The 12752-nt window shown below is 70.6% G+C and carries 9 protein-coding genes; 8 read left to right on the top strand and 1 reads right to left on the bottom strand.

Annotated elements, in window-relative coordinates:
• The first annotated feature begins 819 nt into the window (after window positions 1-819).
• The 3 genes from CCN44_RS16870 (at window position 820) to CCN44_RS16860 (ending at window position 6020) form a co-directional block, all read left to right on the top strand.
• Window positions 820-2316, top strand: coding sequence for a bifunctional cytidylyltransferase/SDR family oxidoreductase (locus tag CCN44_RS16870; RefSeq protein WP_059249522.1), 1497 nt, complete (start codon window positions 820-822; stop codon window positions 2314-2316).
• Window positions 2317-2474: 158 nt separating this feature from the next.
• Window positions 2475-4595 (top strand): CDP-glycerol glycerophosphotransferase family protein, encoded by a 2121-nt coding sequence (locus CCN44_RS16865; protein ID WP_237482482.1) that lies wholly within the window; start codon window positions 2475-2477, stop codon window positions 4593-4595.
• Window positions 4596-4847: 252 nt separating this feature from the next.
• Window positions 4848-6020 carry a glycosyltransferase family 2 protein gene (locus CCN44_RS16860; RefSeq protein WP_059254985.1) on the top strand — a complete coding sequence of 391 codons (1173 nt, stop codon included), beginning with the start codon at window positions 4848-4850 and terminating at the stop codon, window positions 6018-6020.
• 67 nt (window positions 6021-6087) lie between these two features.
• On the opposite strand, the gene CCN44_RS16855 is transcribed toward CCN44_RS16860, so the two are convergent.
• The gene (locus CCN44_RS16855) at window positions 6088-7497 is read right to left on the bottom strand and encodes a polysaccharide pyruvyl transferase family protein (protein WP_086698121.1); all 1410 of its coding nucleotides are present in this window, start codon (window positions 7495-7497) and stop codon (window positions 6088-6090) included.
• 242 nt (window positions 7498-7739) lie between these two features.
• On the opposite strand from CCN44_RS16855, the gene proB reads away from it, so the two are divergent.
• The 5 genes from proB to CCN44_RS16830 all read left to right on the top strand — a co-directional run.
• Window positions 7740-8846: a glutamate 5-kinase gene (proB, locus tag CCN44_RS16850; protein WP_086698120.1), complete on the top strand. Its 1107-nt coding sequence runs from the start codon at window positions 7740-7742 to the stop codon at window positions 8844-8846.
• 244 nt (window positions 8847-9090) lie between these two features.
• Complete coding sequence (locus tag CCN44_RS16845; protein WP_059249518.1) at window positions 9091-9516, top strand: hypothetical protein; 426 nt, start codon at window positions 9091-9093, stop codon at window positions 9514-9516.
• 121 nt (window positions 9517-9637) lie between these two features.
• On the top strand, window positions 9638-10924 hold the full coding sequence (locus CCN44_RS16840; protein ID WP_059249517.1) for a glutamate-5-semialdehyde dehydrogenase: 1287 nt from the start codon (window positions 9638-9640) through the stop codon (window positions 10922-10924).
• A 100-nt stretch (window positions 10925-11024) separates the two neighbouring features.
• The gene (locus CCN44_RS16835; protein WP_059249516.1) at window positions 11025-11594 is read left to right on the top strand and encodes an SCO2584 family spore wall biosynthesis protein; all 570 of its coding nucleotides are present in this window, start codon (window positions 11025-11027) and stop codon (window positions 11592-11594) included.
• A 97-nt stretch (window positions 11595-11691) separates the two neighbouring features.
• On the top strand, window positions 11692-12752 hold a 1061-nt coding region (locus tag CCN44_RS16830), incomplete at its 3' end, for an SCO2583 family membrane protein (protein WP_086698119.1).

Here is a 12752-nt window from a genome sequence, read left to right as displayed (position 1 = left end):
ATCGTCTGACGCCCGGGGACGCGCCGTGGGACGCAGCGCGGTCCCACGGCGCTGCCAGGCACGTCCCGGGTGAGCCGCTTGCCGTGCGTCGACCACGGCTGGAGCACCTCGGTGATCGGCAGCGCGTTCTTCATCGCCGCATCGCCGCATCGCCGCATCGCCGCATCGCCGCATCGCCGCATCGCCGCACCGCCGCCCCCACCCCCGCGGCCCCCGCCCCCCGCAGTCCCCGCCGCTTCCGAAGCCGCCGTACGAGAAGCCGCCCCCAGCTGCCGGCACCGGCACCGGCACTGGCACCACCGGCGCGGGCTGCCGCGCGCCTTCGAGGCGCTGCTCGGGCTGCCGGAGAATCTCCTGCGGCCGGTTCCGGACACCGCGAATCGGTCGCTCATCCTGACCGAGACCGAAATGCTGCGGAATCTTGATGTGGAATTCCGCGGCAATGGGTTCCGGGGCGAGCTGTATTCCCGACTTGTCCGCGGCGGACCGGATCGCCGCGCCCGGCGTCCGCGCGTTCGGTGATCCGGCGGCGCGGCCTGTCCGCGCGGCGTGACGAGACGTCGTCGAAGGAACTCGTGAGGACGCCGGGACACCGCTGCCCGAAGCGGCTGGGGAGGCGCCGAACCCCCGCTTGCGGAGTCCTGTGGACTTACTCACAGCAAATTCACGGGCGTTCACCGGGCCCGCCGCCAATCACCAGGAGTGCAAGGTGAATGACAGGTTGCGCGCACATATGCAGCGAAGGTCACTCACCTTGCACTGCGGTTACCGGAAGTGGGACCATTTCACGGTTCCCTGTCGCCCCAAGGTAGGTCACCTGTGTCCCAGCACATAGCCAAGCCCCGTACCACCGCAGTGATCCTGGCCGGTGGCACCGGTCAGCGGGTGGGTCTGTCGATCCCCAAGCAGCTGCTGAAGATCGCCGGGAAGGCAGTCATCGAGCACACCCTGACCACCTTCGAGAAGGCCGACTCGATCGACGACGTCATCGTGCTGATGGCCCCGGGCTATGTGCCGGACGTCGAGAAGATCGTCGCCAAGGCGGGCTTCACCAAGGTGAAGAAGATCATCGAGGGCGGCTCGACCCGGAACGAGACCACCGAGCGCGCCATCGAGGCCCTCGGTGAGGGCCTGGCTGAGGGCGAGGACCTCAACGTCCTCTTCCACGACGCCGTGCGCCCGCTGCTCTCGCAGCGCGTCATCGACGACTGCGTGGCCGCGCTGGAGCGCTACCAGGCGGTGGACGTCGCCATCCCGTCCGCGGACACCATCATCGTCACGCGCACGCACGGCGAGGACGGCGAGTTCATCACCGAGATCCCGGACCGCTCCCGGCTGCGCCGCGGCCAGACCCCGCAGGCCTTCAAGCTGTCCACCATCAAGCGGGCCTACGAGGTCGCCGCCGGCGACCCCAACTTCCAGGCCACGGACGACTGCTCGGTGGTCCTCAAGTACCTGCCGGACGTGCCGATCCACGTCGTCGCGGGCGACGAGTACAACATGAAGGTGACCCAGCCGGTCGACGTCTTCATCGCCGACAAGCTGTTCCAGCTCGCCTCCACCGCCGCGCCCGAGCAGAACGGCGAGGACGCCTACCGCGAACTCCTCACCGGCAAGACCGTCGTCATCTTCGGCGGCTCCTACGGCATCGGCAAGGACATCGCCGAACTCGCCGAGTCCTACGGCGCGCACGTCTACGCGCTCGGCCGCTCCACCACCGGCACCCACGTGGAGAACCCGGAGGAGGTCGACGACGCGCTGTCCAAGGCGTACGCGGAGACCGGCCGGATCGACTACGTCGTCAACACCGCGGGCGTGCTGCGCATCGGCAAGCTCGCCGAGACCGACAACGCCACCATCGAGGAGGCGCTGAAGGTCAACTACCTGGCCCCGGTGCAGATCGCGCGCTCCTCCTACAAGTACCTGGCGGAGACCAAGGGCCAGCTGCTGCTCTACACCTCCAGCAGCTACACCCGCGGCCGTGCCGAGTACTCCCTGTACTCCTCCACCAAGGCCGCCATGGTGAACCTCACCCAGGCGCTGTCCGACGAGTGGGCCGGCGACGGCATCCGGGTCAACTGCATCAACCCCGAGCGCACCGCCACCCCGATGCGCACCAAGGCCTTCGGCCAGGAGCCCGCGGGCAGCCTGCTGTCCTCCGAGGCCGTGGCCCGTACCTCCCTGGACGTGCTGCTGTCGGAGCTGACCGGGCACGTCATCGACGTCCGCCAGCAGGACCCGACCGCGGGCGCCGCCAAGGCCTCCGGCTTCGAGCAGGCGCTGGCCTCCGTGCTGGACCGTCAGGACGGCGTGTAATAATCAGGCGTAATTAAGATTTTGGGAATTCAGGCCTCTGTGGGTACCCGTTCACCGGGTATTCGCAGGGGCCTGTCTCCGTACCCCCGACGAATTTCCGGCTTTTTCCGGCATTCCTGAACAAAACCGGCACTCCCCCCTCCCAGAGCAGGTTCTCCGTGATATCCACCGCTATTCGCGTCGCCCGGGTGGGCAGCGCGGCCGAGCTGGCCGCGGCGGCCCTCGTGATGCTGGGCTTCCCGGCGCTCATGCTGGCCGCGCTCGTCCCCAGCGTTCCCGCCTTCGCGGCCCTGGCCGCCGTGACGTACCTGGCGGACCACTATCTGCACCGCAAGGGCAGCTACCTGATCAACCGCCTCAGCAAGGTCCGGGCGGGCCTGTCGATCCGCTTCCTGATCCGGCAGCTGCTGCTGGTCCTGCTGCTGGCCCGGCTGTCCCTCTCGGACGACCTGATCTTCTACGGCGCGGTGGCCTGCTTCATCGCCTTCTACGGCCTCCAGGCCCCGCACGGTGCCCTGGTCACCCTCATCCGCAACCGCCGCCGGATGCCGGTCGCCACCCGCAACATCGACCTGAAGTCCCGCATCCGCATCCCGGACGCCCCGCCGCGCCGGCTGCTGCACCGCTCCGCGGAGAAGATGCTCCACCTCGACCTGTTCGCGGTCGCCGGCATCCTCGTCTCCGCCGCGCTGGACTCCGCCGTCGCCGGCTTCACCGGCATCGGCCTCACCGTCGGCCTCGGCTGCCTGTACGTCCTCGTCCTCATGCCGTACGTGCGCGGCCGGCGGGTCCCGCCGCGGGCCGAGACCGTGCTCGCCGCCGTCGACGACTGGCTGGCCGCCTACAAGCCCGAGACGGTCCTGTACTTCTCCGGCTCCAAGGACTCCGCGTACCAGGTCAACATGTGGCTGGAGACGATGGAGCAGCTGGACACCCGGCCGCTGATCATCCTCCGCGAGCGGGTCATCCTGAACAACCTCGCCCCCACCACGGTCCCCGTCATCTGCGTGCCCGGAGGGGTGCACCTGATGAACCTGGACCTGTCCACCGTGCGGGTCGCCCTGTACGCGGCCAACGTCGGCAAGAACATCCACCTGCTGCGCGTGCCCACCATGAAGCACGTCTTCATCGGCCACGGCGACAGCGACAAGCTGGCCAGCGTCAACCCGTACAGCAAGGTCTACGACGAGGTGTGGACCGCCGGCCGGGCCGGCCGCGACCGGTACGCCATCGCCGACGTCGGCGTCCGCGACGACGACATCGTGGAGGTCGGCCGCCCGCAGCTGGCGCCCATCCAGACCTGGCAGGGCACGCCCGAGGGACGCATCCCGACCGTTCTCTACGCCCCCACCTGGGAGGGCTGGGACGGCAACCCCGGCAACACCTCGATCGTGCTCGCCGGCGAGAACATCGTGACGAGGCTGATCGCGGCCGATCCGCCGGTCCGCGTCCTGTACAAGCCGCACCCGTTCACCGGCACCGTCAGCAAGGACGCCAAGGCCGCCCACCAGCGCATCACCGCCCTGGTCGAGAAGGCCGCCGCCGAACGGGCCGCCGACCCGCGCTTCACCGCCGACAAGGCCGCCCAGGCCCAGGCCAAGGCCGAGCTGGACCGGATCGAGGCCCGGCTCGCCGAGCTGGCCGGCGCCGGCGGCAGCAAGGGCGACGAGGCCGAGGCCACCCGCGACGGCATCGTCGACGTACACAAGCACGAGGAGATCGCCCGGCTGCGCGCCCAGTGGAACGACGCCTACTGGCGCTCCTTCCCGTCGTACGAGCACCGCGTCATCAGGGGCGCCCAGCCGCGGCTGTACGACTGCTTCAACGTCTCCGACGCGATGGTCTCCGACATCTCCTCCGTGGTCTCCGACTTCATCGCGAGCGGCAAGCCGTACGCCGTCACCGACTCCGGCGAGCTGGGCGTGGAGGAGTTCAAGCGGCAGAACACGGCGGTACGCGCCGCGGTGATCCTGTCCAACAGCGCGACCGAGCTGGGCGAGCTGCTCGACGCCGTGCGCGACCCGGCGGCCGACCCGCTCGCGGACGCGCGCAAGGAGCTGAAGCAGTACCTGCTCGGCCCGGACGAGCCGAAGTCGATCGACCAGTTCAACGCCGCGGTCGCCGACCTGGCCCTCAAGGCCGAGGCCCGCAACGTCGGCCAGCAGTCCCGGCTGGGCGCCGCGAACGCGGACCCCGCCGAGTCGGCCGAGCTGACCAACGCGGTCCCGGGCCAGCGCACCGCGTCGGCCGGCGAGACGGACGGCGTGAACGCGGGCTGACCGCCCCGGCACCGCCACCGGGCCCCCGAGGAGCACTCCTCGGGGGCCCTCGTCGTGCCGCGTTCACCGCCGATCCCGGAATGTACGTGAGGTGCATCACTCATTACCCTCGGTGGGGCAACCGCTTCCCCCAGGTACCCGTCTAACACATTGCGATTGAGGTGATACGGGGGAAATATTCCGTGACTAGGGGGAAGAGTGACCGTCGTGACGCAGCCTGATGTCAGTGTGATCATCGGGGCGTACGAAGCGATGCCGTACCTGGTGGAGTGCCTGGCATCCGTCGAGGCACAGACCATCGATCCGGCGCGCATGGAGGTCATCGCGGTCGACGACGGCTCGACCGACGGCACGGGCGAGTACCTGGAGGAGTTCGCGGCCCGCGCCCCCATGTCCGTCACCGTGATCCGCCAGGAGAACTCCGGCGGCCCCAGCGGGCCGCGCAACGTCGGCCTGGCCAAGGCGACCGGCCGTTTCGTCTTCTTCCTGGACGCCGACGACCGGCTCGGCCCCGAGGCCCTGGAGCGCATGATCGCCATGGCCGACAAGAACGGCACGGACGTCGTGCTCGGCAAGGTGGAGGGCGTCAACCGCAGCGCGCCGAAGTCGATGTGGGGCAAGACGCTCGACCGGGCCGACGTCTACACCTCCAACATCAAGTTCACGCTCAGCGCGCAGAAGCTGTTCCGCCGCTCCCTGCTGGAGCAGCACGGCATGCGCTTCGACGAGTCGCTGTTCACCGGCGAGGACGCCCTGTTCACGCTGGAGGCGTACCTGCGCGCGAACGGCGTCTCCGTGGTCGCCGACTACACCTGCTACTACCTGGTCGGCCGCGACGACGGCAAGCAGGTCACCAAGACCGGCAGCTACACCCTGCGCTTCGACTCCGCGCGCGCCCTGATGAAGCTGATCGCCGACATGGTCCCGGCCGGCGACAAGCGCGACCTGCTCATGGTCCGCCCGTTCCTCATCACGCTGCTGCCGCAGTTCGGACCCAAGTTCCTCACCGACAGCGAAGAGGTGCGGCGGCACAAGTTCGAGCTGGCCAAGCCGCTGATGGACGCCTACTGGACGCCCGGGGTGGCCCGCCGCCTCAAGGTGCACGAGCGGCTGCGGCTGCACCTGGTCGCGATGCAGAGACCCGATCTCCTCGTGGACGTCGTCGCGTTCGTCAAGGCGAAGAAGCAGGCCGCGGCCGTGCTGGAGAAGCGCGGCACCCGCCTGTACCTGATCTACCCGCACTTCCGGTCCAGGGCGGCCCGCATCCCCGACGAGATCTACCTCGCCGATCCCCGCGAGGCCCGCCCCTTCCTCGGCTACCGCGAGGCCGTCGCCAACTCCTTCCCGCGCCGCGCCCTGCGCAAGGTCCGGCGGACGCTCCGGCGGGTACTGCCGGGCAAGGGTTTCGGCGCGGCGGCGGCCTGAACGGCGGCGGTATCACGAGGGCCCCGGAGCCGAGGCGTCCGAGGCCCTTCGTGCCGTCGCGGGCGGGCTACTGCTTGCCGGACTGCAACGCGCGCCGCAGGGGGCGGCCCACCACGCGCCGCGCGCGCCGGTAGACGGAGGCGGCGGGGGCCGGCACCACCGCTGCGGCCTTCTGCTTCGCCTTCTGCGCCTTCGCCAGCTCCCGCCGCAACTGGGTGTTGTGCTGGGTCAGTTCCGTCACCTGGCTGTGCAGCCAGCCGAACCGGCTGCTCAGCGAGGCGAGATCGGTGTCGTTCCACGGCCGCACGCCCGGCGGGAACGACAGCGCGCGCATCCGCTCCTCGAACGCCGCCCCGCCGTCGCCGTGCGTGAAGGTGTTCCGCAGCCCGTTCTTGTCCAGGAACCTCTCGAACCGGTCGAAGCGCTCCGCGTGCCCCCCGACCAGTCCGCTCAGATCGGCCTGCGCGTACAGCCGGACCGGGTCCGCCGCCTCCGGGTCCTTCGCGGCCTTGTCCAGCCGCACGTGCGGGATCTCGAAGTACCGGCACAGCTCCAGCGTGCGCGAGTCGCCGCACAGCACCGTCGCGGGCGTTCCCGCGAGCAGCGCCGCGATGTTGCCGTGGATGCGGGAGCCGAAGGAGAAGTCGAAGGACCGCAGGTCGTCGATCCAGGTCACCGGATCGACGTACACCCGCACCTTGCCCTCCCGGTACATCGGGTGGTCCGGGTGCGTCGGCATCGCCGTCACCCGCGCGTTCGGGTCCGTGAGGTCCCGCCAGTGCAACTGCCGCGCGTCGCTGATGTTCTGCCCGACGAAGCACAGGTTCGGGTAGCGGGCGTGGGTCCGGCTGATGATCCGGTCCAGGCCCTGCTTCTGCACCGCGCTGTGCGAACCGTTCACCGCGATCCGCGCGTCCGCGGCCAGCTCGGGCAGCCGCTTGCGTACGTCGAGGTCCCGGCCGTACATGAACAGTGACGGGCAGCCGATGACCTCCACGTCCCGGAAGCCCATGTCCCGCAGGTACTGCTCGGTGAACTCGCCGCGCACGCCGATCGAGGCGCTGCGGTCCAGCACGGCTGCGCAGAACTCGCGCACGGACTGCTCCATCGGCTTCAGCCGCGACGGGTCGTAGCTCAGCCCCGTCTGCGCGCCGACGCCCAGCACCACCACCGGGATCCGCAGCTTGCCGATCAGCCGGGTCAGCCGCTTGAGCCGGCCCTCGAAGGACGGCCGGAAGGCGTTGGCCAGCGGCACGACGAACGCGTCGTACTCCTCGTTGATCCGGGCCGCCGCCGACACGTCCGTGCCGATGCCGTTGGAGACGACCTCGGTCTCCGGCGTCTCCAGGATCTTGTGCGCGGCGTCGCTGAAGATCAGGTTGCCGGCGTTGGTGGCGATGACGTCCCTGTGGAGGGCCTCCTCGATGGAGAGGACGTCGTACGGGCTCTTGCCCGAGCGCAGCAGGATGCGCTTCACGGGGTGAACGGTAGGTGACACAAACTTAAACTTATGTTGAGAAGAGATTTTATTTCTACAGGCAACCAACACAACCTTTTTGCCGTACGCAAATGGTGAGCGAACGACTACGCAGGACGACGGACCACCTGTCCGGGAGGTGGACCGGCGCGCACCACCCGATCCACTTCGCGTAGATTGCCGCACAGGCAGCAGCGACGCGCGAGGGGACCGAGGGCAAGGTGGCAAGGGCAAGGCAGGCCGTGGGCGAGGCCCGCAGGATCGTCGTCAAGGTGGGCTCCTCGTCGCTGACCACCGCCGCCGGCGGCCTGGACGCCGACCGCGTCGACGCTCTCGTCGACGTCCTCGCCAAGAGCCGCAGCGGGGGAGAGCGGGAGGTCGTGCTCGTCTCCTCCGGTGCCATCGCCGCCGGGCTCGCCCCGCTCGGCCTGCGCCGCCGCCCCAAGGACCTGGCCCGCCAGCAGGCCGCCGCCAGCGTCGGCCAGGGCCTGCTCGTCGCCCGCTACACCGCCTCCTTCGCCCGCTACGGCGTCCGCGTCGGCCAGGTGCTGCTCACCAGCGACGACATGAGCCGCCGCGCCCACCACCGCAACGCCTCCCGCACCCTCGACAAGCTGCTCGCCATGGGTGCCTTCCCGATCGTCAACGAGAACGACACCGTCGCCACCGACGAGATCCGCTTCGGCGACAACGACCGTCTCGCCGCCCTCGTCGCCCACCTCGTCCACGCCGACCTCCTGGTCCTCCTCTCCGACGTCGACGGCGTCTACGACGGCGACCCCAGCAAGCCCGGCACCTCCCGGATAGCGGAGGTCCGCGGGCCCGCCGACCTGGCCGGCGTCGAGATCGGCAGCGCGGGCAAGGCCGGCGTGGGCACCGGGGGCATGGTCACCAAGGTGGAGGCCGCCCGGATCGCCGCCGCCGCCGGCATCCCGGTGGTGCTGACCAGCGCCGTCCACGCGGCCGAGGCCCTGGCCGGCGGCGACACCGGCACCTACTTCCACCCCACCGGCAAACGCTCCGCCGACCGCCTCCTGTGGCTCCAGCACGCCTCCACCCCGCAGGGCGCCCTGATCCTGGACGACGGCGCGGTGGACGCGGTCGTGAAGCGGCGCACGTCGCTGCTGCCCGCCGGAATCGCCGCCGTCGAGGGCGAGTTCAGCGCCGGCGACCCCGTCGAACTGCGGGACACCGCGGGCCGCGCGGTGGCCCGGGGGCTCGTCAACTTCGACGCCAAGGAGATCCCCCGGCTGATCGGCCGTTCGACCCGGGAGCTGGCGCGGGAGCTGGGCCCGGGGTACGAACGCGAGGTCGTACACAGGGACGACCTCGTCCTCCTGCACGCCTGACTCTCGCAAAACAGCTCGTAAAACGGGGCGTAAGGAACGCCCCCGGTGGGGGACGTTCCGTAAAACCGCCACGCGGAGCCGTGCGGCCTGCTCAACTTTGTCTCGGGGACATGTTGACTCGGGACATGTCGAAGGACACGTTCCGTCACGGGGTCATGCGAGCCAGACCAGCCATACGAGTCATGCACGCCATACGCGTCATGCCAGTCATGCGCCATGCGAGCCATGCGTGAAGGAGGCCGTCGTGAGACGAGTGCGCCCTGGGACGGCGTCCCGCGGTGCTCTGACGAGCGTCGCGGCCGGGGACACCTATGAGGAGCCCAAGGACCTGCCCAGGCTGTGGCACGTCACCCTCAGCGTCTCCGGGGAGAAGGTGCCCCTGCCCGAGCTGCGGCGGGCCCTGGAACAGCTCGCCCACGACCACCCCTTCCTGCTGACCAGCAGATACGCGACCGACCACGCGGAGATCCGGTACTGGGAAGAGGCCCGCGACCTGCACGACGCCGCCGCCGTGGCGCTGCGCCTGTGGGGCGAGCACCGGCAGAGCGCCGGCCTGCCGCCCTGGGAGATCGTCGGCCTGGAGGTCATCGACCGCGAGACCTACCACCACCGCATCGCCGAGGGCTACGGGCCTCCGCCGGCGACACCGGTGGGGGTTCATCCGTTCTGATCCCGGGGGCCCTGGAGAAGGTGCCAGGGGAGGCCGCGGGGGAGGGGTTCACCCCTTTTGGGGTGTCTCGGGGTGTGGGACGACCGCTGAACCGCCGCGTCCCGCGCACTACCCTTCCCTCATGACCACGCTCTCGCCGTACGACTCGATGTCCCCGGTCACCCAGGCCGCCTACCGGGCCAAGGCCGCCGCCGCCGACCTCGCGCCGCTCCCGCGCGCCGTGAAGGACGACGCGCTGCTCGCCATCGCCGACGCCCTGGAGGTCCGGACCGCCGAGATCGTCGAGGCCAACGCCAAGGACGTGGCCAAGGCCCGGGAGAACGGCACCAGCGAGGCCATCGTCGACCGGCTCACCCTCACCCCCGAGCGGGTCCGCGCCATCGCCTCCGACGTCCGTGACGTCGCGGGACTGCCCGACCCCGTCGGCGAGGTCGTCCGCGGCTCCACCCTGCCCAACGGCATCGACCTGCGCCAGGTCCGCGTCCCGCTCGGCGTCGTCGGCATCATCTACGAGGCCCGCCCGAACGTCACCGTCGACGCCGCCGCCCTCTGCCTGAAGTCCGGCAACGCCGTCCTGCTGCGCGGCTCCGCCTCCGCCTACGAGTCCAACACCGCCCTCGTCCGGGTGATCCGCGACGCCGTCGGCGGCGCCGGACTGCCCGCCGACGCCGTCCAGCTCGTGCCCGGCGAGAGCCGCGACTCCGTCCGCGAGCTGATGCGCGCCCGCGGCCTGGTCGACGTCCTCATCCCGCGCGGCGGCGCCTCCCTGATCCAGACCGTGGTCAACGAGTCCACGGTCCCCGTGATCGAGACCGGCACCGGCAACTGCCACGTCTACGTCGACGCCCAGGCCGACATCGACACGGCCGTGGAGATCCTGGTCAACTCCAAGGCCCAGCGGGTCAGCGTCTGCAACGCCGCCGAGACCCTCCTCGTCCACCAGGACATCGCCGCCGAGTTCCTGCCGCGCGCCCTGGACGCCCTCGCCGAGGCCGGCGTCACCGTCCACGCCGACGAGCGGGTCATGGCCTACGCCAAGGACTCCAAGGCCACCGTGGTCGAGGCGACCGCCGAGGACTGGGAGACCGAGTACCTCTCCCACGACATCGCCGCCGCGGTGGTGGACTCGCTGGACAAGGCCGTCGAGCACATCCGGCTGTGGACCTCCGGCCACACCGAGGCCATCGTCACGACCTCCCAGCAGGCCGCCCGCCGCTTCACCCAGCTGGTCGACTCCACCACCGTCGCGGTGAACGCCTCCACCCGTTTCACCGATGGCGGCCAGTTCGGCTTCGGCGCCGAGATCGGCATCTCCACCCAGAAGCTGCACGCCCGCGGCCCCATGGGCCTGCCGGAGCTGACCAGCACGAAGTACATCGTCACCGGCGACGGACACGTACGACGCTGACCCTCCCGTCGGTGGGGGCCGCGGCCGAAAGCCGTCTCACCAGTCAGACGAATTTCCATACCGTCTGCCCAAATTGACCCCCCAGGTCTACTCTGGATCCGTGCCGGAGGACGTGGGGGGTACGCCGTTCCCTGACGGCTGGGAGCCCGACGACGACCACGACCACGGGGTGTCGGACGAAGAGTTCGCCTCCGTGGTCTTCGACGAGGCCTTCGTACAGGCGGCCACGGTCCATGAGCCGACCGCGGTGGAACGCCTGCTGGCCGCCGCCCAGGCCAGAGCCGAGGCCTCCGAGGCGGAGGCCCGCCGCGCCCACGCCCGAGGCGAGCGCTACGACGACGGCTACGGCCCCGACGGCGCCGAATTCGGTCAAGATCACGACGATGAGCCGGACGACGCCTACGCCCTCGGCGACGATCACGGCGCCTTCGGCTCCTACGGCAAGCAGGTCCGCTGGCACCGGCCCGTGGCCTGGGTCCTCGCCGTCGTGATGGGCATCGGCATGGTCGCCCTGGCCTTCGCCGCCGTCTACCGGGGAGGTTCCTCGGGCACCCGCGACCGGATACCCGCCCCCGCCTCCACCGGCCTGGAACACGGCGGCTCCGCCACTCCCGGCGCCCCCGCCGACCACTCCCGACCGGCCGTCTCGGCCGTCCCGCACTCCCCCTGAGCCCTCGCCCGCGCCCGTTGCGGAGCTGTTGAGAACCTGTCAGAAGTTGGCGCCGGCGGAGCGTTTACCCGGGCCCCACGAGACCTACTCTGAAGGTATGGGCGGGCCTGGAGACCCACCGGAGGGGGCACCCGAGGGCGGCCCCGGCGGTGCGGAGGACGAATACCGATCCGTCGTCTTCGACGAGTCGTTCGTCCGCGCTGCCCGCCTCCAGGAGTTCTCCGCCAAGGAGCGGATGGCCGACCACACGCCCGCCGTCCGCCGCCGCCCGCCCCTGCGCCGCGGGCTCAGCCGGCAGGTCCTGATCCTCGTCCTGCTGATCGCCGTCGCCTTCAGCACCGCGATCTACATGAGCGTCCGCCACCCCTACAACTCCGCGCAGACCCGGCGGCCCGTGGAGTCCCTGCGGATCACGGTCATCCCGCTCGCCCCCCAGGGCAAGGTGCCCGGCGCCACCGACACCCAGAACCTGTACGCCCGCAGCCCCGCCGCCCCCTTCGACGTCGGCGCCGAGGGCATACCGCTGCCGCCCTCCCGCAGCACCGCCCACTTCTCCGACAGCCAGGTGATGGCCGCCCTCACCACCGTGAAGGACTACATCGTCCGCTCCTCGCTCCACCCCGAGGTGCTCACCGGCCGCGAGGTGCGCCCCGCCCGGTCCCTGATCGACTCGGACCAGCTCCATCAGTTCGACCAGAGCTTCGACCACCCGGCGGCGGACGGCCGGCACACGCCCACGGGCTGGGTGGTCCGCATCGACCCCGCCCGTGCCCAGCTGGCCGACGACCGGATCCGGGCCTCGGGCAGCCTGCGGGTCACCGAGGCGGACTCGGCGACGCTGGAGGTCACCGCCGACCACACCTTCGTCTACGCCCTGCGCCCCACCGGCGCCCCCGCCGAGGCCCCCGCGTCCCTCTTCACGGTCCGCCGCGAGCTGACCTTCCACCTCGACCGTGACGACCTGCGCACCCGCCAGGTCCAGCTGCTCACCTCCTACGTCCAGGCGGGCCCCCTCGCCTGCGCCGAGGACTCCTCCGCCTACCTCCGCCCCCTCCTGGCCGGCCAGACAGCCAGATCGGGCGGCCCCGCAGGCACCAACCCCTACGAGACGGACAGCGCAACGGCCCTGTGCGGAACGCTGGCCACTGGGGCTCAGCC

It is taken from the genome of Streptomyces tricolor, assembly GCF_002155905.1.
GTDB classification, from domain to species: domain Bacteria; phylum Actinomycetota; class Actinomycetes; order Streptomycetales; family Streptomycetaceae; genus Streptomyces; species Streptomyces tricolor.
Note: the sequence above shows the minus strand (reverse complement) of the source record. Positions and strands in the feature narration are given on the sequence as shown.

What these genes read in the sequence shown, in the direction of transcription:
- CCN44_RS16860 (WP_059254985.1), top strand. Translation starts at nt 4,848, where the DNA reads ATGCCGTACCTGGTGGAGTGCCTGGCATCCGTCGAGGCACAGACCATC.
- CCN44_RS16840 (WP_059249517.1), top strand. Translation starts at nt 9,638, where the DNA reads ATGACCACGCTCTCGCCGTACGACTCGATGTCCCCGGTCACCCAGGCC.